Origin of the sequence: Mesorhizobium sp. WSM4976 (assembly GCF_029625685.1) — a bacterium.
Classification (GTDB): domain Bacteria; phylum Pseudomonadota; class Alphaproteobacteria; order Rhizobiales; family Rhizobiaceae; genus Mesorhizobium.
On the sequence record NZ_JARTVT010000009.1, the window covers coordinates 38,257 to 59,681 of the forward strand.

Consider the following 21,425-nt stretch of genomic DNA (forward strand, 5'->3'; position numbering starts at 1 on the left):
ATGAGCCTCTTGACTTGGTGAGAATTCAATGGCGAGATCAAGTTAGCCAAAGCGCTTTGGAACACTCTTCGAAAGGTTGCGATTGCCTTCTCGCTGAGTCACAGTTCCGCGGGCGTCGGCGGACGAAATGGAGGTTTCGTCCGAACTGTCTCAACACTGGGAGGACTGCGATGAAGAAAATGCTTCTCTTGGGTGCTGCGTTTGCTGCGCTCACCCTTGGCCTGCCGGCCCATGCCGAACTGAAGTTCAAGCCGGGCGAGGATTCGAAATTTCATTGGGCGAATTACGACGACCTCAAAAAGGTCGACCTCAAGGGCGAGACGCTGACGATCTTCGGGCCGTGGCGCGGCGAGGACGAGACGCTCGTGCGCTCGGTCCTCGACTATTTCCAGGAAGCGACCGGCGCCGAGGTCAAATATTCCTCGTCCGAGAATTATGAGCAGCAGATCGTCATCGACACCCAGGCCGGCAGCCCGCCCAACATCGCCGTCCTGCCGCAGCCTGGCCTGATCCAGGACCTTGCTTCCAAGGGCGTGCTGACCCCCCTGGGCGACGACGTCGCCGCCTGGATCAAGGAAAACTACGCCGCCGGCGACTCATGGGCCAAGCTCGGCACCTATACCGGCAAGGACGGCAAGCCTGGCTTCTATGCCTTCCCCTACAAGATCGACGTGAAAGGCCTGGTCTGGTACTCGCCGGATAATTTCCAGGAGGCCGGCTACAAGGTGCCGAAGACCCAGGAAGAGCTCGCCGATCTTGAGAAGAAGATCATCGCGGATGGCGGCAAGCCCTGGTGCATCGGGCTCGGCTCCGGCGGCGCCACCGGCTGGCCGGCGACCGACTGGGTCGAGGACATCATGCTGCGCACGCAGCCCCCGGAGGTCTATGACAAGTGGGTGAAGAACGAAATCCCGTTCACCGACCCGGCCGTGGTCAATGCCATCGACGTCTTCGGCAAGATCGCCACCGACGACAAGATGGTGGACGGCGGCGCCAAGGCGGTCGCGGCGACCGACTTCCGCGACAGCCCGAAGGGCCTCTTCACCGTGCCGCCCAAGTGCTACATGCACCATCAGGCATCGTTCATTCCGTCTTTCTTCCCAGAAAACGTGAAGCTCGGCCAGGATGCGGACTTCTTCCCCTATCCGCCCTACGCCTCCAAGCCGGAACTGGGCACGCCGCTGGAAGTGGCCGGAACGCTGGTGATGATCACCAAGGACTCCAAGGCCTCGCGCGAGTTCATCAAGTTCCTGCAGATGCCGCTCGCGCATGAATTGTGGATGGCGCAGAAGAGCTTCGTCACCCCCTTCAAGGCCGCCAACAAGGACGCCTATGGCAGCGACGCGCTGAAGAAGCAGGGCGAGATCCTCGTTGGAGCCACCACGGTGCGGTTCGACGGCTCCGACCTGATGCCCGGCAAGGTCGGCGCGGGCTCGTTCTGGACCGGCATGATCGACCTGGTCGGCGGCAAGTCCGCGCAGGACGTTGCCGCCGACATCCAGAAAAGCTGGGATGCAATCAAGTAGCCATCCGGCAAACAGGCCGCCGCGCGCGGCCTGATATTCTCCTCATCCTCCACCTGGATCCGGGCTACGGCCCGGATCCGACCGGCGGTCCACGCCGGAAGCCTTCGCGTTTCGATTGTTCCGAATAACCGAAAGTCGGTGCATCCGACCGCCAGCCCTGGCCGGCCGGTCATGCGCAGGGAGAGGGACCCATGGCGGCTCAGATTTTCTCGGCCATATTCGTCATCATCATCGGCGTCGGCGGCTGTGTCGCCTATTTCTGGGGCGCCAACAAACTGCTCGATCTCGTTTTCCCGTCGCGCGGCGTCTCTGGCGCGGCAGCCGTCGACAATCTGCGCCGTCAGGGACTAGTGCGGCCCTGGCTGTTCGTCGGCCCGGCGATGATCATCCTCACCATCTATCTCATCTATCCGGTCATCGAGACGCTGCGGCTCTCCTTCCTCGATCGCGGCGGCCAGAATTTCGTCGGCCTCGCCAATTACGAGTGGGCGTTCGGCGACCACGATTTCCGCAACTCGATCCTCAACAACATCCTGTGGCTGGCGGTGGTGCCGGCGGCCTGCACCTTCCTGGGGCTGATCATCGCCGTGCTCACCGACAAGATCTGGTGGGGCACGATTGCCAAGAGCCTGATCTTCCTGCCGCTGGCGATTTCCTTCGTCGGCGCCAGCGTGATCTGGAAATTCATCTACGAGTATCGCGGCGAGGGCCAGGTGCAGATCGGCCTGCTCAATGCCATTATTCAGTATTTCGGCGGCCAGCCGCAGGTGTGGATATCGCTGCCGTTCTGGAACAATTTCTTCCTCATGGTGATCCTGATCTGGATCCAGACCGGCTTTGCGATGGTCATCCTGTCGTCGGCGCTGCGCGGCATCCCGGAAGAGACGCTCGAGGCGGCGGTGATCGACGGCGCCAACCCGTTCCAGATCTTCTGGAAGATCATGGTGCCGCAGATCTGGGGCACCATCGCGGTGGTGTGGACCACCATCACCATCCTGGTGTTGAAAGTGTTCGACATCGTGCTGACCATGACCAACGGCCAATGGAACAGCCAGGTGCTGGCCAATCTGATGTTCGACTGGATGTTCCGCGGCGGCGGCGATTTCGGCCGCGGCGCGACCATCGCCATCATCATCATGATCGCGGTCATTCCGATCATGGTCTGGAACATCCGCCAGGCCAACAAAGAGACGGGAGGGCATTGAGATGGCCGCGTCCACCGGAAAGTCCTTCGTCGGCCGCTTCGGGGTTCATATCGCCGTGCTGGTCTTCGTCGTCATCTGGACCATCCCGACGCTCGGCATTCTCGTATCGTCGCTGCGCGACAAGGACCAGATCATCGCGTCGGGCTGGTGGAATTCCTTCGCCAGTTCCAGCCAGACCGAGGCCGGACGGCTGCCGGCCGCCTCGGCGCAGACGCAGAAGGACGGCAAATATGTCATCGAAGGCAACGTTTTCGGCGACGGCGCCAAACGCGCCATCAGCGCCTTCGGCACCAAGGCGGCGGCCCCGACGCAGTACAAGGCCGGCACGGCGGCCGATCTCGGCGACGGCGTCACCTTGCAGGTTAATGCGGACGGCAGCTTCGTGCTCGCCTCGCCGAAGGCATTCGAAGGCGACCGCGGCCAGCGCGTCTATTTCGCCTCCTCGGCGCCGCCGAAATTCACCACCGCGAACTACGATGCCGTGCTGTTTTCCGAAGGCATCGGCCGCTCGTTCATGAACTCGCTGACGGTGACCATTCCGGCAACGATCATCCCCATCCTGATCGCGGCCTTCGCGGCCTATGCGCTTGCATGGATGCGCTTTCCGGGGCGGGCGCTGCTGATTGCCGTCATTATCGGCCTCCTTGTCGTCCCGTTGCAGATGTCGCTCATCCCGCTGCTCAAGCTCTATAACGGCGTCGGCACCTTCTTCGGCGTGCCGTCCAAGACCTATCTCGGCATCTGGCTGGCGCATACCGGCTTTGGCCTGCCCTTCGCCATCTACCTGCTCAGGAGCTACATCGCCGGCCTGCCGCGCGAGATCATGGAATCGGCGCGCATCGACGGCGCCAGCGATTTCGAGATCTTCGTCAAGATCGTGCTGCCGCTGTCGTTCCCGGTGCTTGCCTCCTTCGCCATCTTCCAGTTCCTGTGGGTATGGAACGATCTCCTGGTGGCGATGGTTTTCCTCGGCACGGCGCCCGATCAGATCGTGCTGACGGCCAAGCTCAACGCGCTGCTCGGCTCACGCGGCGGCAACTGGGAGATCCTGACGACATCGGCGTTCATCACCATCATCGTGCCGCTGATCGTGTTCTTCTCGCTGCAGCGCTATTTCGTCCGCGGGCTGCTTGCCGGCTCGGTGAAAGGAGGTTGAAGACATGCAATCGGCTATGAAGGCGACTTCGAGACCAGACCCCGCCCCAGACCCTGCGATCGACCGCGATTGGTGGCGGGGCGCGGTGATCTACCAGATCTATCCGCGCTCCTATCAGGACTCCAACGGCGACGGCATCGGCGACCTGAAGGGCATCGTTCAGCGCCTGCCCTACATCGCTTCGCTCGGCGTCGACGCCATCTGGATCTCGCCTTTCTTCAAATCGCCGATGAAGGATTTCGGCTATGACGTGTCGGATTATTGCGACGTCGATCCGATGTTCGGCACGCTGGCCGATTTCGACGCGCTGGTGACGGAAGCCCACCGGCTCGGCCTCAAGGTAATGATCGATGAGGTGCTGTCGCACACCGCCGACATCCACCCCTGGTTCAAGGAAAGCCGTTCCAGCCGCAACAACCCGAAAGCCGACTGGTATGTGTGGGCCGACGCCAAGCCGGACGGCACGCCGCCCAATAACTGGCTGTCCATCTTCGGCGGCTCGGCCTGGCAATGGGACACCAGCCGCCAGCAATATTACATGCACAATTTCCTGGCCGAGCAGCCCGACCTTAATTTCCACAACGCGGAAGTCCAGGACGCGCTGCTCGACATCACCCGCTTCTGGCTGGAGCGCGGCGTCGACGGCTTTCGGCTCGACACGATCAATTTCTATTTCCACAGCCAGGGGCTGGAGGACAACCCGCCGCTGCCGCCGGAACAGCGCAATGACCAGACGGCGCCGGCGGTCAATCCCTACAATTACCAGGACCATATCTACGACAAGAGCCGGCCGGAGAATCTCGGCTTCCTCGAACGCTTCCGCGCGCTTCTGGATGAATATCCGGCGCAGGCTGCCGTCGGCGAAGTCGGCGACTCCCAGCGCGGCTTGGAAGTTGTCGCCGCCTATACCGCCGACGGCAAGCGCGTGCATATGTGCTATTCCTTCGACTTCCTGGCGCCGGAGAAGATCAGCGCGGCGAAAGTGCGCGCGGTGCTGGAAGCCTTCGGCCGGGTCGCCAGCGACGGCTGGTCGTGCTGGGCCTTCTCGAACCATGACGTGATGCGCGTCGCCTCGCGCTGGGCGGCCAACGAAGCAGACTCGACCGCCTATCTAAAGGTGATCTCGGCGCTTCTGATGTCGCTGCGCGGCTCGGTGTGCATCTATCAGGGCGAGGAGCTCGGCCTCGGCGAGGCCGAGCTGAAATTCGAGGACCTGCAGGACCCCTACGGCATCCGCTTCTGGCCGGAGTTCAAGGGTCGCGACGGCTGTCGCACGCCCATGGTGTGGGATGCCGCCGCCAAGAATGGCGGGTTCTCGACCGCGAAGCCCTGGCTGCCGGTCCCGGGCAAGCACCTGTCGCAAGCCGTCAACGTGCAACAGGGCGACGCAACCTCGCTGCTCGAGCATTACCGCCGCTTCCTCGCCTTTCGTCGCCAGCATCCGGCGCTGGTCAAGGGCGATATCGACTTCATCGAAAGCGACGGCGACACCGTGGCCTTCACCCGCCGCGAGGGCAATGAGCGGATCGTCTGCGTTTTCAACCTCGGCGGCAAGCCCGCCGAGGTCGATCTGGGCCGAGGCTCGCTGCAGCCCTTGCCCGGGCATGGCTTTTCGGGACAGACTGGCAGCGGGCCGGTCCGGCTCGGCGGATACGGCGCCTGGTTCGGGCGCATCGATTGAACTTGCAGACAGAGATCAACGGGAGAGGAAAAACATGGCCGATGTCACGCTCAACCAGGTGAAGAAATCATACGGCAACCTCAACATTCTTCACGGCATCGACCTCGACATCAAATCGGGCGAGTTCATCGTCTTCGTCGGGCCTTCGGGTTGCGGCAAGTCGACCTTGCTGCGGTCGATCGCGGGCCTCGAGGAGATCACCTCGGGCGAGCTGAAGATCGATGGCGAGGTGGTGAACGACGTGCCGCCGTCGAAGCGCGGCATAGCCATGGTGTTCCAGTCCTATGCGCTCTATCCGCACATGACCGTCTACGACAACATGGCCTTCTCGATGAAGATCGGCAAGGAAAGCAAGGCCGAGATCGACAAGCGGGTGCGCCAGGCGGCCGAAATCCTGCAACTCACCAAATATCTCGATCGCCTGCCCAAGGCGATGTCGGGCGGCCAGCGCCAGCGCGTCGCGATCGGCCGCGCGATTGTGCGCAACCCGAAAGTGTTCCTGTTCGACGAGCCGCTGTCGAACCTGGACGCAGCACTGCGCGTCGCCACCCGCATCGAGATCGCCAAGCTCAAGGAATCGATGCCGAACACCACCATGATCTATGTGACGCATGACCAGGTTGAGGCGATGACGCTGGCGGACCGCATCGTGGTGCTGAAGGAAGGCCGGGTCGAGCAGGTCGGCACGCCGATGGAGCTCTACAAGCGGCCGGGCAATTTGTTCGTCGCCCAGTTCATCGGCTCGCCGGCGATGAACATATTGCCGGCAAAGATCGAGAAGGCAGGCAATCCGACGGTGGTCAGCCATGTCGGCGACCGCAAGGCGACCGTGCCGATCGCGACACCAGCCTCGGCGAATGGCGCCGCGGTGAGTTTCGGCGTGCGGCCGGAGGATCTCGTGATCGCCACCGGTTCCGATTACCTCTTCGAGGGCAAGGTCGACTATATTGAGCAGCTCGGCGAGGTTCAGCTGGTCTATATCGATATCGGCCGCGCCGATCTGCCGCTGGTCGCCAAGCTGCCCGGCAATGTCGAGGTCAAGCGCGGCGAGACGCTGCGGCTCAACGCGAGCGCCGGCGATCTGCACATCTTCGACGCCGATGGCCATTCCTTCACGCTGCATCGCGAGGAAGCGAAGGCGGCCTGAGCGCGCAGAGCCGCTGCGGCAAAGAAAAAGCGGCGGGCCTTGGCCCACCGCTGCTGTTTTCAAAAATCACGGTCGGCTGTTAATGATTGCCGAAGTGATCCCGGTCGCTGCCCTGCGGAGCCGACTTCTGCGCGTCGCTCGACGAATTCAGCAGCTTGTAGACAGGCGAGTCGGTTCCGATCGACGAGGTGCGGGTCGTATCCACGGCGGGAGCCGGCTGGTTGGCGCCGCTGTTGCCGTAGTTATCGCTACCCGCAAAAGCAGCCGTGGAAACCGCCATGAGAACCGCGGTGGCAAGAATAGTCTTTTTCATTTTACGTACTCCTGGATTTCTTGATCCGAGACGACGGACGGGTCCGTCGCCGGTTCAAAGTCGGCTGTTAGTTGTTGCCGAAAAGGTTGTGGTCGGCGCCCGTGGTGACAGGCTTCTGCGCGGCAGCCGAGTTCGACTTGTTCACAGATGCCGTATAGGACGAGTCGACCGCGACGGCCGGCTGGTGGGCGCCGTTGGAACCGTAGTTATCGCTACCGGCAAAGGCGGTGCCGGAAACGGCCAAAAAGGCGACGGCGGCAAGAACGATCTTCTTCATTTTCGTGCTCCTGAATTTCCTGATCCGACCGAGGCGACGGGCAAACCCGTCGCCGTTCGAAGTCGGCTGTTAGTTGTTACCGAAAAGGTTGTGGTCGGCGCCCGTGGTGACAGGCTTCTGTTCAGCCGGTTCGGACTTGCGGACCGACGCGGTGTAAGAAGAGTCGACCGTGGCGGCCGGCGGATTGGCAGCCTGCGAACCATAATTGTCGCTACCGGCAAAGGCGCTGCCGGAAATCGCCAGAAGGGCCGCGGCAGTGAGAACAATCTTTTTCATTTTTGCTACTCCAGTATCTTTATTCAGTCCGTCTAGCGGCGTGTCTTGGGGATGAAATCGCGTCGTTCGGACAGCGCTCATCTGGGTGAGCCAACTGCCGAATTCCAATCACGAAGTTTTTTCGTCTGGACCATGAACCCGCCTCTTGAAGTTTTCATAAGCATGCCTATGATCGAATTTTTATGCTATAAAATCAGTAAGTTATTTGAGTTCGACAGTTGGCTCACCAAGTGTGTCCGAGCACCGACGTTCACAACGTTCTGCACGCACCGTCAACAGAAACGAACCGTTCGGTTCGATTTTAGAATCTGCTAATAGTCACTTTTTGATACTATTAACCATCAAAGCCCTCCCGAACCTCGCCCCGGAAGCCGGAGGGCAAGGCGAAAGGGACGGGAATCGGCACCGTGAACACGGCGCCTATTGTCGCGCCGCATGGATGGGATGTCGTTTTCATGCCGACGGAAAACCGGCTGTCGTGGTTAGATCAGGCCATCTCAGGTGCCGCCTCGCCGCGACGAGGCGGAGAATTGGGAAGCCGGTCGAAATCCGGCGCTGCCCCCGCAACGGTGGTGGAGTGAAGTCGCAACGGGAGACCACTGGGCCAGGGGCCTGGGAAGGTGTTGCGACCGCCCGCGAGGGCAGCTCCAAAGCCCGGAAACCAGCCAGAGGCATTTTGAACCCGACTGATCGCGGTGGGCGGTCAAGAGGCGGACGGCGCGTGCCCGGCCCTGCCGGTGGCGATCGTTCTTCTCCATCACCACCAGTTCAGCCCTTGATGCGAGGACAGGACATGGATGCGCGTAACGAGATGCTGAGGCTCCTGCAGAGCCGCAAGCCGGGCTACTCGCTTGAGCAGCCCTTCTACACCGATCCCGACTATTTCAAGCTCGACATGGAGCTGATCTGGTATCGCGACTGGTTGTTCATCGGCCATGATTGCGAGCTGCCGAAACCAGGCAGCTACATCACCGTTCAGATCGGCGACTATCCGGTGGTGCTGGTCCGCGACCAGAAGGGAAGGATCAACGCTTTCCATAACTCGTGCCGGCATCGCGGCAGCCGCGTGTGCAACACCGACAGGGGGACTGCCGCCAAGCTGGTCTGTCCCTACCATCAGTGGACTTACGAACTCGACGGGCGGCTGCTGTTTGCCCGCCAAATGGCGGAAGGTTTCGACAAAAGCCAGTTCGGCCTGAGGCCCGTGGCCTGCGAGAGCGTCGGCGGCTACATTTTCATTTGTTTGGCAAAGGATCCGGCCGACTTCGCGCCGATGCGCGCCATGATCGAACCCTATCTCCTGCCGCACCGGTTGAGCGAGGCGAAGGTCGCATTCGAATCGACGATCATCGAAAAGGGCAACTGGAAGCTCGTCTGGGAAAACAACCGCGAGTGCTATCATTGCGCCGGCAACCATCCGGAACTGTGCAAGACTTTCCCGGAAGCGCCGACTGTGACAGGTGTGCAGGGCGCCGACAGCGACCCGGAAATCCTTGCGCACTGGGCGAAATGCGAGGCGGCGGGTCTGCCGAGCCGGTTTCGGATCGATCCGGCCGGGCAATATCGCGCCACGCGCGCACCGCTGCTGCGCGACGCCGTTAGCTACACGATGAACGGCAAGCGCGCCGTGGCGAAAAACCTGTCCGCCGGCGTCGCCGCCGATCGCATCGGGACGTTGATGCATTACCATTATCCGACCACGTGGAATCACATCCTCATCGACCATGCCGTCACCTTCCGTGTGCTGCCGATCAGCGCCACCGAGACCGCGGTGACGACGAAATGGCTGGTCCACAAGGACGCGGCGGAAGGCGTCGACTACGATCTGACAGAACTCACCCATGTCTGGACCGAGACCAACGATCAGGACCGCCGAATCGTGGAGGAAAACGCGCTCGGCATCCTGTCTCCGGCGTACGAGCCCGGTCCCTATTCCGCGCTGCATGAGGGTGGCGTCATCCAGTTCGTCGAGTGGTACGCCTCCTTCATCGGCCCGCGCCTCGCCGAAGACGGTCGCCCGGCGCTGCGCAGCGTCGCCTGAGGGCTGAGGAGATGAACGCGATGACGGATCTCGGCCTCTATCGCCATCTCGACGAGATGGCGCCCTGGAACGACAGGCTGCAGGTGCTGGAAGTGATCGGCGTCAGCGACGAGGCGCCGCAAGTGAAGACGTTCACCTTCCGCTCCGACAATCAGACCTGGTTCCGCTACAAGCCCGGGCAGTTCGTGACGCTGGAATTGCCTACGGCCGACGGGCCGCTGATGCGCACCTACACGCTGTCGTCCTCGCCGTCGCGACCGTTCTCGATCTCTGTGACGGTCAAAGCGCAGGCCGGAAGCGTCGGCACGCGCTGGATGTTCGACAATCTGAAGCCCGGCGTCCATGTGAAAGCCTACGGGCCGGCCGGCGATTTCTCGCTGCACAGCCATCCGGCGGCCAAATATCTGTTCATTTCGGCCGGATCCGGCGTTACGCCGATGATGTCGATGCTGCGCTGGCTGAACGACTGCGCGCCCTGGACCGATGTCGGCTTCGTCAACTGCGCGCGCCGGCCGGAAGAGATCATCTTCCGCAAGGAGCTCGAACTGCTCGGCAGCCGCATGCCCGGCCTGTCGCTCGGTTTCATGATCGAGGAAAGGTCGAGCCGTGAGGGCTGGTTCGGCCATATGGGCCGCATCGATGCTATCCGGCTGCCGCTTCTGGCGCCCGATTTCCGCGAGCGGGAGATCTTCTGCTGCGGGCCTGACCCCTTCATGCGCGCCGTGCGGCAGATGCTGGAGGCTGCCGGCTTCGACATGAGCCGCTACCATCAGGAGAGCTTCGCGGCGCCGACCGTGGAAGAAGTCCCGGCGCCGTTCGCGATGCCGGCCGGTGACGAGGCCAAGCCACTCGCCGAGGCGGTGACGCCGGTCCGCTTTTCGCTTTCAAACGTCGATGCGGAATGCGTCGCCGGACAGACCGTGCTGCAGACGGCGCGCGCATCCGGCGTCAGGATCCCTGCGGCCTGCGAGTTCGGCCTCTGCGGAACCTGCAAGGTGAAAAAGGTCTCGGGCGCGGTCTCGATGAGCCACAATGGCGGCATCCTCGATCACGAGATCGATGACGGCTATATCCTGGCCTGCTGCTCGAGGCCGTTGTCGGCGCTGGACATCGAGGCCTGAAGGCTTGTCGGTCGAGGCGAGGACCCGTTGTCGGATCACCCTCGCCGGCCGCTGCCCTGCCGAACCGCCGTTCAGTGCCAGGACGCGTCTCCTGGCGAACTCTCGCCGAGCAATCGGCGCGCTGGATCAGAATGACGTTTCGTTGAATCGCCATGCTGATCCAGCTCTTTGTCGGAGCATGATCCCCTCCGAAAACCGGTTCCACTTTTCGGGATCATGCTTCTAAACCCCGTAGCGCTCGGTGCGGATGATTTCCGCCGGTACACCGGCGCCGATCAAGGCGTCGGCGGCGGCTGAGACGAACGGATTCGAGCCGCAGACATAGGCGAGCCTCGGCGCCTTCGGCAGGCGCTCGGCGGCCTGCGCCATCATGCGGGCGTCGACGCGCCGAGAATAGTCGGAGGGGCGCCTCGCCGGCTCACGGGTCAGCGTCAGCACCAGGTTGAATCCGTCAAGCCGGTCGTCCAAGCCGATCAGCTCGTCGCGGAAGATGACCTCGTCCCAGATCCGCGCCGAGAACACCAGCGCGACCGGCACCGCCTTGTTGCGCAGCGTGCGATGACGCACCATCGCCATCAGCGGCACGACGCCCGAGCCGCCGCCGACCAGGAGGATCGGGCCGCCGTCACCCTCCTCCCAGATGAAATGGCCGCCCAGCGGCCCGCGCAGATCGATCTCGTCGCCGACGGCGGCTACGTCGTGGAAGAAGGGCGAGACCTCGCCGTCGTCGAGACGCTCGATCGCCAGCTCGACGCCGCCGCCTGCTTCCGGCGCCGAAGCGATGGAGTAGGAACGGCGCGCCTGATAGCCGTCCGGGGCCGTCAGCCTGATATCGACATGCTGGCCCGCCAGATGGGTGAAAGGTCGCGACGGCTGGAACCAGAAGCTGGTGACGCGCGGCGTGCGCTTTTCGATGCGGGTGATCGTGGCTGCCTGCCAGGGCGACTGCGGCGACGGCTCGGCGGTCATCGATTGCTGCTCACGGATCGCCCCTCACGGGTCGCTGGAATAGCGCTGCTCGCGCCAGGGGTCGCCATACATATGATAGCCGCGCAGCTCCCAGAAGCCCGGCTCGTCGCGCTCGGTGAACTGCAGGCCGTTCACCCATTTGGCCGATTTCCAGAAATAGAGATGCGGCACCAATAGCCGTGCCGGCCCGCCATGATCGGGCGTGATCGCCTTGCCCTCATAGAGCAGCGCCACCATCGCCTTGCCCGTGACGAGGTCCTTGGTCGGGACATTGGTGGAGTAACCGTCGAAGGACAGCGCCAGCGTGTAGGCGGTCGGCGGCTCGATGCCGGCGTCGGCGAGGATGTCGTCGATCATGACGCCCTGCCAGGGCGTGTTGAATTTTGTCCAGGCCGTCACGCAATGGATGTCGCGTGTCATCTTGCTTTGCGGCAAGGCGTTGAACTCGGCCCAGTTCCATTTCTTGATCGGCTTGGGACCCTGCTTGAGCGTGAAGGACCAGTCCTCGGTGCGCACGCGCGGCGTCGGCCCGGCCGAGAGCACGGGAAAGCCCTGCTCCAGATACTGGCCGGGGGGAATGCGCGCGTCGGTGTCGGAAGGAGGGCGTCGTCCGGAAAAGAAGCCGCGCGTGACCATGGAGACGCCTTCCTGCACCGGTGGGACGATGCGGGGAGTGTTCTCGAATACGCCTCGGCGGGCAACAGAAATCTTGAGGCAAGGCCCGCCGGAGATGCCGGCGGGCCTTGTCGAAGCGCTTCTCAGCCGGCGGCAAAGGGCACGGCGACGAAGATCTGCGCGTCGCCGCGATCGATCAGCAGGAGCACCGACTTCTTGCCGGACTTGCCGGCCTCGGCGATCGCCTGATTGGCTTGCCTGGCCGTCCTTACCGGCGTCTGGTCGACGCCGACGATGACATCGCCCGGCTGGATGCCGGCCGCCGAAGCCGCCTTGTCCGGATTGACCCGCTCGACAACCGCGCCATGCTGGTTGCCGGCAAGATTGAGCTGGTCGCGGATATCGGGCGTGAGGTCGGTCAGGCCGAGGCCTAGCGAGGGAACGCGCAAGCCCTGTCCGGCCGACGGGCTGCGGCCTTCATTGCCGTTCGACGCCGTCTTCTGATCTTCGGCGTTGCGGCCGACATCGGCGGAGATCTGCATCGCCTTGCCCTTGCGCCAGATATTGACGGTTTCCTTAGCCCCGGGCGACACGTCGGCTACGGCGCGCGACAGGTCCTTGGGATCCTTGATTTCCTGGCCGCCGAAGCCGGTGATGACATCGCCGGTTTCAATGCCGGCCTTGGCCGCCGGCGACCCGTCGGTGACCTGGGAAACCAGCGCGCCGCCCGGATGGTCGAGGCCGATGGCGCTGGCGACATCCGGCGTGACTGGCTGGATCTGCACGCCGAGATAGCCGTATTCGATGTCGCCGCCCTTCATCAGCTTGGCGACGACCTTCTGCGCCTGGTCCGACGGGATGGCAAAACCGACGCCGACGCTGCCGCCATTGGGCGAATAGATGGCGGTGTTGATGCCGATGACATTGCCGTTGACGTCGACCAGCGGACCGCCGGAATTGCCGTGGTTGATCGGCGCGTCGATCTGGATGAAATCGTCGAACGGCCCGCTATGCAGGTCGCGGCCACGCGCCGAGACGATGCCAGCGGTGACGGTGGTGCCGATGCCGAACGGATTGCCGATCGCCAGCACTTGGTCGCCGGTCATCAGCTTGCTGGAATCGCCCCATTTGACGGTCGGCAGCGGCTTGTCGGCCTTGACCTTGAGCACCGCGAGATCGTTCTTGGCGTCGTGCCCGACGAGCTTGGCGGGAAGCTCGGTGCCGTCGTCGAGCGTCACCTTGATCGAGCTTGCGCCATCGATGACGTGATTGTTGGTCACGATGGTGCCGTCCGCGCCGACGATGAAGCCGGAGCCGAGCGCCTCGGAGCGCTGCCCCTGCTGCTGCGGCGGCGTCCGCGGCATCGGCATGCCCTGGTCACCGAAGAACTGCTGGAAGAACTGGTCGAATGGCACATTGCCGCCGAGCGGTGAACCGTCATTACCCGGCTGTGGCTGCGCCTTCATGATCGAAGTGATGGTGACGACGGCCGGCTTGGTAACGGCGATGACCGGGGCGAAAGAGCCGTTCGGGGCCGTGATGCCGGCGACTGGGGTCTGGGTCGTCGCGGCTACGGTGCTGAGGCTCGCATCGCTCTGGGCAAAGGAAACGACGACGGGCGAAATGATCAGCGCGGCGCCCAGCAGGGCGGCGACGCGATGTCTGCGAAGAATGCTTGATGGTGACATGGTCGTTCTGTCCGGGCGAGTGGTTGATCCAGCGCCGCAGGCGCTTCTGGGGAGCGCCCGTCGACGTGTCGGCGACCGGGAAATGCCTGCCTCGCCGCACATGGCAGCCGGCCGGATCGACAATCAAGATTTAGGACGCGGAATGGCCCGAATCAGGGCCTTTGGGTGACCTTACAAAGATTTAATTCAGAGGCCGCTCACGAACCGTTCCCGCCGACGCAGATAGGAGGAGGCAATTCCGCGCATTCTGGCGCCGTCGAAGCTTGGACCGTGGCCGCCATGGCCGATGCGGATCGGCAGGTCGAGCAGGCGCTGCATGGTCCGGCAATAGGCCGTGCGGTCCGAATCCGGCAGGTCGTCGATCAGCATGCCGTCATAGATCGTATCGCCGGCGAAGAAGAGGCCATCGGTCTCGTCGAAAAGCGCGATCGAATCCGGCGAATGCCCGGGCAGGTGCAGCACACGGAATTTCCGATCGCCGAGATCGATGACGTCGCCCTCGTCGAGCGCGCGGGTCAGCGGCGCGGACGGAATGCGATAGTCAGCCACCTTCCAGCCCGGCGCCGGCAGCTTCGAGACGGCGCCGTCGAGATTGTGGAACATGTAGGCGTAGGTGACGGCATCATCCATGCTGGCGAACTGCGCCGCGCTGTCCTTCGGTCCCATCCTGAGAGGAAATTCGTGCAGCGAGCCTACATGGTCGAGATGGATATGTGTGGCGACGACGATGAGCGGCTTGCCGGGCGGCGTGTCGACCTCTGGCGCCAGCGGACGAATGCCCATGCCGGTGTCAACCAGAAGGTCCGCGTCGCGGCCCTTCAAATGCCAGATGTTGGCGCGCACGAAATCATGCACGAAGGGCTCGGTCAGCATCGTCGTGGCGGCATCGACGTTCGCCTTGCCGAACCAGTCGCCAACCATAAGCTCGGGCATCGGACTGCCCATCAGACAAACGGCTTCCCGACCTTGTATTTCTCCGGCACCAACCGCCTGAGATAGGCCATGCCGGACTCCGAAAGCTGGTTGACGTCCGGCTGCATGAAATCGTCGGGCATGTGGCGGGTCTTGCCCGCCACCGCCTTCAGCGGCACTTTCTTCAACACGGTTTTCGACCCGTCATATTGCAGCGCGACGGAGCCGCCGCCTTCGTCGGCGACGGCAACTGCGAAGGCGCCGGCATCGAAAGCCTCCTTGGCGTCGACAGCGCTGATCGCGCCGACATAGCCACGCGGCATATAGCCCAGCGCGTCGACCCGCGCCCGCTTGCCCGGCAGGCCTTCGGCCAGAGCCCGCTCCAGCGCCGCCGGCAGGTCGCTGCCCGACAGCTTGACGTTGCCGTGCTGGTCGCGCTCGAGCTTTTCCGGCGGCACCAGGCTTTCGACCAGCGCCTTGCCATCAGCGGTGCTGACGCCTTCCGAGACGGCGACGATGCAGCGCTTGTGGCGATCCAGCTTTTCACGCACCTCCTCGATGAAGCGCTCGGCCGAGAAGGCGCGCTCCGGCACATAGACCAGATGTGGGCCGCTGTCGGGATCGAGCTGCCAGGCGGCCGCGGCGGCGGTGAGGAAGCCGGCATGCCGGCCCATGACGATGCCGACATAGATGCCCGGCAAAGCGCGGAAGTCGAGATCGACCGACAGGAACGCGCCGGCGACGAATTCGGCGGCCGAGATGAAACCCGGCGTGTGGTCGTTCTCCTCGAGGTCGTTGTCGATGGTCTTGGGCGCATGGACGAAGGCGATCGAGCCGCCCGCGGCATCGGTCAGGATCTGCTGCGTGCCCGAGGTGTCGTTGCCGCCAATATAGATGAAGGCATCGGCGCCGGCCTTTTTCAGGCCGTTGAGGATGACCTCGCAATAGGCTGCGTCCGGCTTGTCTCGAGTCGAGCCAAGGGCGGCGCTCGGCGTGCCGGCGATCAGCCTCAGCCTGTCCTCGGGGATGGCGGAGAGATCCACATAATTGCCGTCGCGGATGCCGCGCACGCCATGGATCGAACCCAGCACCCTGGCGCCGGGGTGACGCCTACGGATTTCCAGCGTGGCGCCGACGACCGTCTGGTTGATGACAGCGGTGGGGCCGCCGCCCTGCGCGATGACGAAGGTTCCAGCCATGCCTTTTATCTCCCGAGGCGAAGGTTTTCACGGCACCTTCGCCTGTCTTGCGGCATCGCGCAACGGAAGAGTGGACTGACGAGCAATCAGACCACGACGACCGGGTTCTTCTTGGACACGCGGCTGTAGAGGTCGATGATGTCCTGATTGATCAGACGCACGCAGCCCGAGGACATGGCCTGGCCGATGCTCCACCATTCGGGCGAGCCATGGATGCGGTAGCCGGTGTCCTTGCCGTTCTGGTAGATGTAGAGGGCGCGGGCGCCGAGCGGATTTGTGAGGCCGCCGGGCTGGCCGCCTTGCCACTTCACCAGTTCCGGCTTGCGCTGGATCATCTCCGGCGGCGGCGTCCACACCGGCCATTCGCGGCCATACTGGATGTTGGCGCGGCCCGACCAGCGGAAACCGTCCTTGCCGATGCCAACGCCGTAGCGGATGGCGTCGCCGCCCGGCTGCACCAGATAGAGCATTCGCTCCTCGAGATGCACGACGATGGTGCCGGGCGCCTCGCCGGTCTTGTCGACGACGATCTGGCGGCGGAACTGCGGCTTGACCTTCTGCCACGGCACCGCCGGCACCTCGAAACCGCCATCGGTGAGCGAGGCGTACATGACGTCCGGGTCGGTGATGTTCTTGTCGACACTGATCGCCGGACGCATCGGCGGCACGGAACCGGTGACGGTGTTGTCGAGCTGCATTTGCGGCAGGTCGAGCGTGTCGGTCGTGCTGCAGCCGGCAAGGCCCAGCAGCGCCATGGCGCCGACGCCGGAGAGCACGGCGCGGCGGGAAAGCTGAATTTCGGTATCGATTGCGGCGCCATTGGAAGGCGGCGTCAAACCTTGCGGCAACTCGCGCATACACCAAACCCTACGCTGCCGGCGGGAAGCACGGTCCGGCCGGATAACGGCATTTTCACCAGTCATGGTTGATAAAGCGTGAAAGTGCCGAACCCGAACTTAACCCTAACCAAGGGTTGCTTGATCGGCCCGCAAAGGCGCAGGGGCATGCGGAAGATTTTCCGCACAGCCTCTTTACATTCCCAACGGCCCCGGGATTTATCCTGTTCTTTGCGCTCAAGGAGCAGGGAAATGTCCTTCGAAAACTGGGCCGCCTTCGCCGCCGCCTCTTCCATCCTTCTCGTCATTCCGGGCCCGACGATCCTTTTGGTCGTCTCCTATGCGCTGGGCCAGGGCTGGCGCACCGCGCTGCCGATGGCGGTGGGCGTGGCACTTGGCGACTTCACCGCGATGACGCTGTCGATGCTCGGCATCGGCGCGCTGCTGGCGGCTTCGGCCACGGTGTTCACCGTGCTCAAGGTGATCGGCGCCGGCTACCTGATCTACCTCGGCATAAAGCTGTTCCGCGCCGGCGGCGCGCTTAAAGCCGAGCCGCGCACCGACGCGGTCTCGGCGTCAAGAATGATGGGGCATGCCTGGCTGGTGACGGCGCTGAACCCGAAGAGCATCACCTTCTTCGTTGCCTTCCTGCCGCAGTTCCTCGACCGGCACGCCGACTTCTGGACGCAGATGCTGGTCTTCGAGACGACTTTCCTGACCTTGGCCTTCGCCAACGCCTTCGGCTATGCGCTGATTGCGTCGCGGGCCCGCGCGATCGTGCGCAACCCGAGGACCATCCGCATCTTCAACCGCGCCGGCGGCACGCTGCTGGTCGGCGCCGGCATCGCTACGGTGGCGCTGCGCTCCAGCAATTGAGCCGGCGCGCAGCCCGGCAGGCCGGAAGCACTATCGACCACGACTTGGCGGCTTGGATGGCGATGCCTTAGGATCGGGCTCCGGAGAGCCGATTTGCTAGCATCGAAGGACACCCAATGGCGCTGAAGGACGCATTCGGCCTGGCTTACTCGGGCGCGACCGAAGCCGGGTTCTCATCCTACGCCCGCGCCGTGCACGAGCTGCAATGCTTCATCGGCGATCCGGTCGGCTCGATCGACCGCGCCATCGCCGATGACGCGGCCTTTGTCATGGCGCATGTGTTCAAAGGTTACCTGTTCGGCCTCGCAACCGAGCGGGACGCGACGGCGGTCGCCAGGTCAAGCCATCAGGCGGCGCTGCCCCTTGCCGCCACCGCGCGCGAAGCGGCGCATGTCGCGGCGCTTGGTCATCTTGCCGACGGACGCTGGCATGAGGCCGCGTGTATCCTGGAGGATATCGCGATCGTTAATCCGCGCGATGCGCTTGCGCTGCAGGTTGGGCATCAGATCGATTTCTTCACCGGCAATGCGCGCATGCTTCGCGACCGCATCGGCCGGGCACTGCCGGCCTGGCAGAAGGGCATGCCTGGCTACCACGCCGTTCTCGGCATGCAGGCTTTCGGGCTGGAGGAAATGGGCGACTATGCCCGCGCCGAGTCCTTCGGCCGGCAAGCCATCGAGATCGAACCGCGCGACGGCTGGGCGCAGCACGCGGTGGCGCATGTCATGGAAATGCAAAGCCGGCAGAAAGACGGCATCGCCTGGATGCGCGCCAACCCGGAGGCCTGGTCGAAAGAGAGTTTTCTCCAGATCCACAATTGGTGGCACCTGGCGCTGTTCCACTACGATCTCGGCGAAACCGACGAGGTGCTCAACCTCTACGATGGACCGATCTATGGGGCGCGCTCGACATTGGCGCTCAACATGGTCGATGCGTCGGCTATCCTGTGGCGTCTCCATCTCGGCGGCGTCGATGTCGGCGACCGCTGGGCGGCACTCGCCGCCAACTGGATCCCGAAAGCCGCCGCCGGCAATTACGCCTTCAACGACGCGCACGCGATGATGGCCTTTGTCGGCGCCGGGCTGGAGGCACCGGCGAAGACGCTGCTCGAGGCGCAGCGCGAAGCGATGCGTGGCAGCGACGACAACGCGGCCTTCACGCGCGATGTCGGCCATCCGCTGACGCTCGCGATCAAGGCCTTCGGCGAGGGAAAGTACGATGAGGCCGTGCGGCTGATCCGGCCGATACGCTCAATCGCGCATCGTTTTGGCGGCAGTCACGCGCAACGCGACGTGATCGACCTGACCCTGATCGAGGCCGCGTTGCGCGCCGGCGACAAGGCGCTCGCGGGGGCGCTGACCGCGGAGCGGCAGCTCGCCCGGCCCGACAGCCCGCTGTCGGCGTTGTTCCTGCGGCGGGCATCCAATTTGTCTGAGAATTGACCCGGGACGGATCTTGTCCTAAAAACTGGCCAAGCCAGATTTTTTCGAGATCCGAAAAAATTAATGGCAATGGGAGGAAATCATGTATCTCGGCCTCGACCTGGGCACCTCGGGCGTCAAGGCGCTGCTGATCGACGGCGGCCAGAAGGTAATCGGTTCCGGCCATGGCTCGCTCGATGTCTCGCGACCGCATCCCGGCTGGTCGGAGCAGGACCCGTCGCATTGGATCGAGGCCTGCGAAACGGCGATTGCCGAACTCAAGGCTTCACACCCGAAAGAGCTTGCGGCGGTCGAAGGCATCGGCCTTTCCGGCCAGATGCACGGCGCCACCCTGCTCGATCAATCGGACAAGGTGCTGCGCCCCTGCATCCTGTGGAACGATACGCGCAGCCATGTCGAGGCGGCGGCGCTCGATTCCGATCCGCGCTTCCGCAAGCTCACCGGCAACATCGTTTTCCCGGGCTTCACGGCGCCGAAGCTTGCCTGGGTGAAGAACAACGAGCCGGCAATCTTTGCCAGGGTGGCCAAGGTGCTCTTGCCGAAGGACTATCTGCGGCTCTGGCTGACCGGCGAGCATATTTCGGAAATGTCGGATTCGGCCGGCACGTCCTGGCTGGATGTCGGCGAGCGCCGCTGGGCACCGGAACTGCTGGCGGCGACGTCACTCGACGAAAAACAGATGCCGTCGCTGGTCGAAGGCACCGCCAAGGCCGGTGGGCTGCGCGGCGAGCTCGCTTCCAAATGGGGCATCGCGGCGGGCATCCCGGTTGCCGGCGGCGCCGGCGACAATGCGGCCTCGGCCTGCGGCATGGGCACGGTCGGCGCCGGGCACGCCTTCGTATCGCTTGGCACGTCGGGCGTGCTGTTTGCGGCCAACGCCTCCTATTTGCCCAACCCGGAAAGCGCGGTGCACACCTTCTGCCACGCGCTGCCCAACACCTGGCATCAGATGGGCGTGATCCTGTCGGCCACCGATTCGCTCAACTGGCTGTCGGAAATCACGGGAAAAAACGCCGGCGACCTGACCGGCGAGCTCGGCGACAAGCTCAAGGCGCCGACGGGTGTCACCTTCCTGCCCTATCTTTCGGGCGAACGCACGCCGCACAATGACTCGGCCATTCGCGGCTCCTTCACCGGGCTGGCGCATCAATCGAGCCGGGCCGTGTTGACTCAGGCGGTGCTGGAAGGCGTCGCCTTCGCCTTCCGTGACAGTCTCGAAGCGCTGAAAACGGCCGGTACGACATTGAGCCGGGTCACCGCGATCGGCGGCGGCTCGCGCTCGCGCTACTGGCTGAAGGCGATCGCCACCGCGCTGCAGGTGCCGGTCGATATTCCCGCCGACGGCGATTTCGGCGCGGCTTTCGGGGCGGCTCGGCTTGGGTTGATCGCCGCGACGGGGGCCGATCCGCTTGCGGTGTGCACCGCGCCGGCTACCGATGCGACGATCGAGCCGGATGCCGGGCATGGTGGGGCTTTCTCAGATGCCTATCAGAGGTATCGAGCGCTTTATCCGGCGATAAGGGCTGTAACTGAGTGAGCAGGCGCGAGGCCTCTGCCCTGCCGGGCATCTCTCCCGCAAGGGGGGAGATTAGCAGCTCCGGCGCCGCACTATTGTCAACGCTGGCGATTGGCGAAGAGCTGGGTGACAGCCAATCTCCCCCCTTGCGGGGGAGATGGCCGGCAGGCCGGAGGGGGGTGCCTCGCGCCTCCCTTACCCGGCTACCCTCATTGCGCCGGCACCTTGTCCAAAAATCCGGTGACACTCTTCAACCGCCCGTTCTCGATGACGCCGATGTCGGTGCCTTCGATGACGGACTCAACACCTTCGGGTCCGAGATTCCACGAGAAACGTATCTTGTCGGCGAAACCGTCCGGCTCACCCTTCAGCCAAAAGCGGAAGCCGGCGAAGCGCTGCTGCACGCCGTCGATCAGTGCCGCGATGCCCTCATGGCCGTCGCCCTGCATGACCGGGTCGCGATAGCTGACATCGCTGGTGAAAGTCGCTTCGAGCAACGCCTTGCGGCGGGTCGCATCGCTCTCGTTCCAGGCAGCGATGTAGTTGCGGGCGATCATATTGAGGTCGGTCATTGTCATGCTCCTTCGTTGGATCGTTTCGACATGACCCTTTTCGCGCCGCCAACGAGC

General features: G+C 63.6%; 20 protein-coding genes and 1 riboswitch. Of the genes, 10 read left to right on the forward strand and 10 right to left on the reverse strand.

Going from position 1 to position 21,425, the window contains the following annotated elements; all coding sequences use genetic code 11:
* The first annotated feature begins 170 nt into the window (after positions 1 to 170).
* The 5 genes from P9272_RS12650 to ugpC all read left to right on the forward strand — a co-directional run bounded on the left by P9272_RS12650 (position 171) and on the right by ugpC (position 6,715).
* On the forward strand, positions 171 to 1,526 hold the full coding sequence (locus P9272_RS12650; RefSeq protein WP_278160805.1) for an ABC transporter substrate-binding protein: 1,356 nt from the start codon (positions 171 to 173) through the stop codon (positions 1,524 to 1,526).
* 191 nt (positions 1,527 to 1,717) lie between these two features.
* Complete coding sequence (locus tag P9272_RS12655; protein ID WP_128259927.1) at positions 1,718 to 2,731, forward strand: sugar ABC transporter permease; 1,014 nt, start codon at positions 1,718 to 1,720, stop codon at positions 2,729 to 2,731.
* Between the two features lies 1 nt (position 2,732).
* A complete protein-coding gene (locus tag P9272_RS12660) occupies positions 2,733 to 3,887 on the forward strand; it encodes a carbohydrate ABC transporter permease (protein WP_128259926.1) in 1,155 nt (384 codons plus the stop codon).
* A 4-nt stretch (positions 3,888 to 3,891) separates the two neighbouring features.
* On the forward strand, positions 3,892 to 5,568 hold the full coding sequence (locus P9272_RS12665; protein WP_278160806.1) for an alpha-glucosidase: 1,677 nt from the start codon (positions 3,892 to 3,894) through the stop codon (positions 5,566 to 5,568).
* 34 nt (positions 5,569 to 5,602) lie between these two features.
* The gene (ugpC, locus tag P9272_RS12670) at positions 5,603 to 6,715 is read left to right on the forward strand and encodes a sn-glycerol-3-phosphate ABC transporter ATP-binding protein UgpC (RefSeq protein WP_128259924.1); all 1,113 of its coding nucleotides are present in this window, start codon (positions 5,603 to 5,605) and stop codon (positions 6,713 to 6,715) included.
* Positions 6,716 to 6,794: 79 nt separating this feature from the next.
* Here ugpC and P9272_RS12675 read toward each other — a convergent pair whose 3' ends face one another.
* The 3 genes from P9272_RS12675 to P9272_RS12685 all read right to left on the reverse strand — a co-directional run bounded on the left by P9272_RS12675 (position 6,795) and on the right by P9272_RS12685 (position 7,581).
* Positions 6,795 to 7,028 carry a DUF680 domain-containing protein gene (locus P9272_RS12675; protein WP_128259923.1) on the reverse strand — a complete coding sequence of 78 codons (234 nt, stop codon included), beginning with the start codon at positions 7,026 to 7,028 and terminating at the stop codon, positions 6,795 to 6,797.
* A gap of 67 nt (positions 7,029 to 7,095) precedes the next feature.
* Positions 7,096 to 7,305, reverse strand: a complete 210-nt coding sequence (locus tag P9272_RS12680) for a DUF680 domain-containing protein (protein ID WP_278160807.1) — start codon at positions 7,303 to 7,305, stop codon at positions 7,096 to 7,098.
* Between the two features lie 69 nt (positions 7,306 to 7,374).
* On the reverse strand, positions 7,375 to 7,581 hold the full coding sequence (locus tag P9272_RS12685) for a DUF680 domain-containing protein (protein ID WP_128259921.1): 207 nt from the start codon (positions 7,579 to 7,581) through the stop codon (positions 7,375 to 7,377).
* Between the two features lie 482 nt (positions 7,582 to 8,063).
* Positions 8,064 to 8,266: riboswitch (cobalamin riboswitch) on the forward strand.
* Positions 8,267 to 8,374: 108 nt separating this feature from the next.
* Here P9272_RS12685 and P9272_RS12690 point away from each other — a divergent pair.
* Both P9272_RS12690 and P9272_RS12695 read left to right on the forward strand, forming a co-directional pair.
* On the forward strand, positions 8,375 to 9,622 hold the full coding sequence (locus P9272_RS12690; RefSeq protein WP_278160808.1) for an aromatic ring-hydroxylating dioxygenase subunit alpha: 1,248 nt from the start codon (positions 8,375 to 8,377) through the stop codon (positions 9,620 to 9,622).
* Positions 9,623 to 9,642: 20 nt separating this feature from the next.
* On the forward strand, positions 9,643 to 10,743 hold the full coding sequence (locus P9272_RS12695; RefSeq protein WP_128259919.1) for a hybrid-cluster NAD(P)-dependent oxidoreductase: 1,101 nt from the start codon (positions 9,643 to 9,645) through the stop codon (positions 10,741 to 10,743).
* Positions 10,744 to 10,965: 222 nt separating this feature from the next.
* Here the strand turns inward: P9272_RS12695 and P9272_RS12700 are convergent, their stop codons facing one another.
* The 6 genes from P9272_RS12700 to P9272_RS12725 form a co-directional block, all read right to left on the reverse strand.
* Positions 10,966 to 11,712 (reverse strand): ferredoxin reductase, encoded by a 747-nt coding sequence (locus tag P9272_RS12700; RefSeq protein ID WP_278160809.1) that lies wholly within the window; start codon positions 11,710 to 11,712, stop codon positions 10,966 to 10,968.
* A gap of 24 nt (positions 11,713 to 11,736) precedes the next feature.
* Positions 11,737 to 12,348: a molybdopterin-dependent oxidoreductase gene (locus P9272_RS12705; RefSeq protein ID WP_128259917.1), complete on the reverse strand. Its 612-nt coding sequence runs from the start codon at positions 12,346 to 12,348 to the stop codon at positions 11,737 to 11,739.
* A gap of 122 nt (positions 12,349 to 12,470) precedes the next feature.
* Complete coding sequence (locus tag P9272_RS12710) at positions 12,471 to 14,015, reverse strand: DegQ family serine endoprotease (RefSeq protein WP_128259916.1); 1,545 nt, start codon at positions 14,013 to 14,015, stop codon at positions 12,471 to 12,473.
* 186 nt (positions 14,016 to 14,201) lie between these two features.
* Positions 14,202 to 14,948, reverse strand: coding sequence for an MBL fold metallo-hydrolase (locus tag P9272_RS12715; RefSeq protein ID WP_278160810.1), 747 nt, complete (start codon positions 14,946 to 14,948; stop codon positions 14,202 to 14,204).
* 11 nt (positions 14,949 to 14,959) lie between these two features.
* Positions 14,960 to 16,126, reverse strand: a complete 1,167-nt coding sequence (locus tag P9272_RS12720; protein WP_278160812.1) for a diphosphate--fructose-6-phosphate 1-phosphotransferase — start codon at positions 16,124 to 16,126, stop codon at positions 14,960 to 14,962.
* An 86-nt stretch (positions 16,127 to 16,212) separates the two neighbouring features.
* Positions 16,213 to 16,881 carry a L,D-transpeptidase gene (locus tag P9272_RS12725; protein ID WP_278160927.1) on the reverse strand — a complete coding sequence of 223 codons (669 nt, stop codon included), beginning with the start codon at positions 16,879 to 16,881 and terminating at the stop codon, positions 16,213 to 16,215.
* A gap of 333 nt (positions 16,882 to 17,214) precedes the next feature.
* Between P9272_RS12725 and P9272_RS12730 the strand changes: the two genes are divergently transcribed.
* From P9272_RS12730 to xylB, 3 genes are all read left to right on the forward strand, one after another.
* Entirely contained in the window at positions 17,215 to 17,838 is a 624-nt protein-coding gene (locus P9272_RS12730) for a LysE family translocator (RefSeq protein ID WP_278160813.1), read from the forward strand.
* A gap of 116 nt (positions 17,839 to 17,954) precedes the next feature.
* Entirely contained in the window at positions 17,955 to 19,280 is a 1,326-nt protein-coding gene (locus P9272_RS12735; RefSeq protein WP_278160814.1) for a tetratricopeptide repeat protein, read from the forward strand.
* A gap of 82 nt (positions 19,281 to 19,362) precedes the next feature.
* Entirely contained in the window at positions 19,363 to 20,817 is a 1,455-nt protein-coding gene (xylB, locus tag P9272_RS12740; protein ID WP_278160815.1) for a xylulokinase, read from the forward strand.
* Positions 20,818 to 21,005: 188 nt separating this feature from the next.
* On the opposite strand, the gene P9272_RS12745 is transcribed toward xylB, so the two are convergent.
* Complete coding sequence (locus tag P9272_RS12745) at positions 21,006 to 21,368, reverse strand: nuclear transport factor 2 family protein (RefSeq protein WP_128259910.1); 363 nt, start codon at positions 21,366 to 21,368, stop codon at positions 21,006 to 21,008.
* Between the last annotated feature and the right edge of the window lie 57 nt (positions 21,369 to 21,425).

Excerpts from the sequence above, each read along its gene's own strand:
- P9272_RS12650 (WP_278160805.1), top strand. The coding sequence starts at position 171 with ATGAAGAAAATGCTTCTCTTGGGTGCTGCGTTTGCTGCGCTCACCCTT.
- P9272_RS12690 (WP_278160808.1), top strand. The coding sequence starts at position 8,375 with ATGGATGCGCGTAACGAGATGCTGAGGCTCCTGCAGAGCCGCAAGCCG.
- ugpC (WP_128259924.1), top strand. The coding sequence starts at position 5,603 with ATGGCCGATGTCACGCTCAACCAGGTGAAGAAATCATACGGCAACCTC.
- P9272_RS12680 (WP_278160807.1), bottom strand. The coding sequence starts at position 7,305 with ATGAAGAAGATCGTTCTTGCCGCCGTCGCCTTTTTGGCCGTTTCCGGC.
- P9272_RS12715 (WP_278160810.1), bottom strand. The coding sequence starts at position 14,948 with ATGCCCGAGCTTATGGTTGGCGACTGGTTCGGCAAGGCGAACGTCGAT.
- P9272_RS12725 (WP_278160927.1), bottom strand. The coding sequence starts at position 16,881 with ATGGCGCTGCTGGGCCTTGCCGGCTGCAGCACGACCGACACGCTCGAC.
- P9272_RS12710 (WP_128259916.1), bottom strand. The coding sequence starts at position 14,015 with ATGTCACCATCAAGCATTCTTCGCAGACATCGCGTCGCCGCCCTGCTG.
- xylB (WP_278160815.1), top strand. The coding sequence starts at position 19,363 with ATGTATCTCGGCCTCGACCTGGGCACCTCGGGCGTCAAGGCGCTGCTG.
- P9272_RS12665 (WP_278160806.1), top strand. The coding sequence starts at position 3,892 with ATGCAATCGGCTATGAAGGCGACTTCGAGACCAGACCCCGCCCCAGAC.
- P9272_RS12720 (WP_278160812.1), bottom strand. The coding sequence starts at position 16,126 with ATGGCTGGAACCTTCGTCATCGCGCAGGGCGGCGGCCCCACCGCTGTC.
- P9272_RS12700 (WP_278160809.1), bottom strand. The coding sequence starts at position 11,712 with ATGACCGCCGAGCCGTCGCCGCAGTCGCCCTGGCAGGCAGCCACGATC.
- P9272_RS12685 (WP_128259921.1), bottom strand. The coding sequence starts at position 7,581 with ATGAAAAAGATTGTTCTCACTGCCGCGGCCCTTCTGGCGATTTCCGGC.
- P9272_RS12655 (WP_128259927.1), top strand. The coding sequence starts at position 1,718 with ATGGCGGCTCAGATTTTCTCGGCCATATTCGTCATCATCATCGGCGTC.
- P9272_RS12695 (WP_128259919.1), top strand. The coding sequence starts at position 9,643 with ATGACGGATCTCGGCCTCTATCGCCATCTCGACGAGATGGCGCCCTGG.
- P9272_RS12730 (WP_278160813.1), top strand. The coding sequence starts at position 17,215 with ATGTCCTTCGAAAACTGGGCCGCCTTCGCCGCCGCCTCTTCCATCCTT.
- P9272_RS12675 (WP_128259923.1), bottom strand. The coding sequence starts at position 7,028 with ATGAAAAAGACTATTCTTGCCACCGCGGTTCTCATGGCGGTTTCCACG.
- P9272_RS12660 (WP_128259926.1), top strand. The coding sequence starts at position 2,733 with ATGGCCGCGTCCACCGGAAAGTCCTTCGTCGGCCGCTTCGGGGTTCAT.
- P9272_RS12735 (WP_278160814.1), top strand. The coding sequence starts at position 17,955 with ATGGCGCTGAAGGACGCATTCGGCCTGGCTTACTCGGGCGCGACCGAA.
- P9272_RS12705 (WP_128259917.1), bottom strand. The coding sequence starts at position 12,348 with ATGGTCACGCGCGGCTTCTTTTCCGGACGACGCCCTCCTTCCGACACC.
- P9272_RS12745 (WP_128259910.1), bottom strand. The coding sequence starts at position 21,368 with ATGACCGACCTCAATATGATCGCCCGCAACTACATCGCTGCCTGGAAC.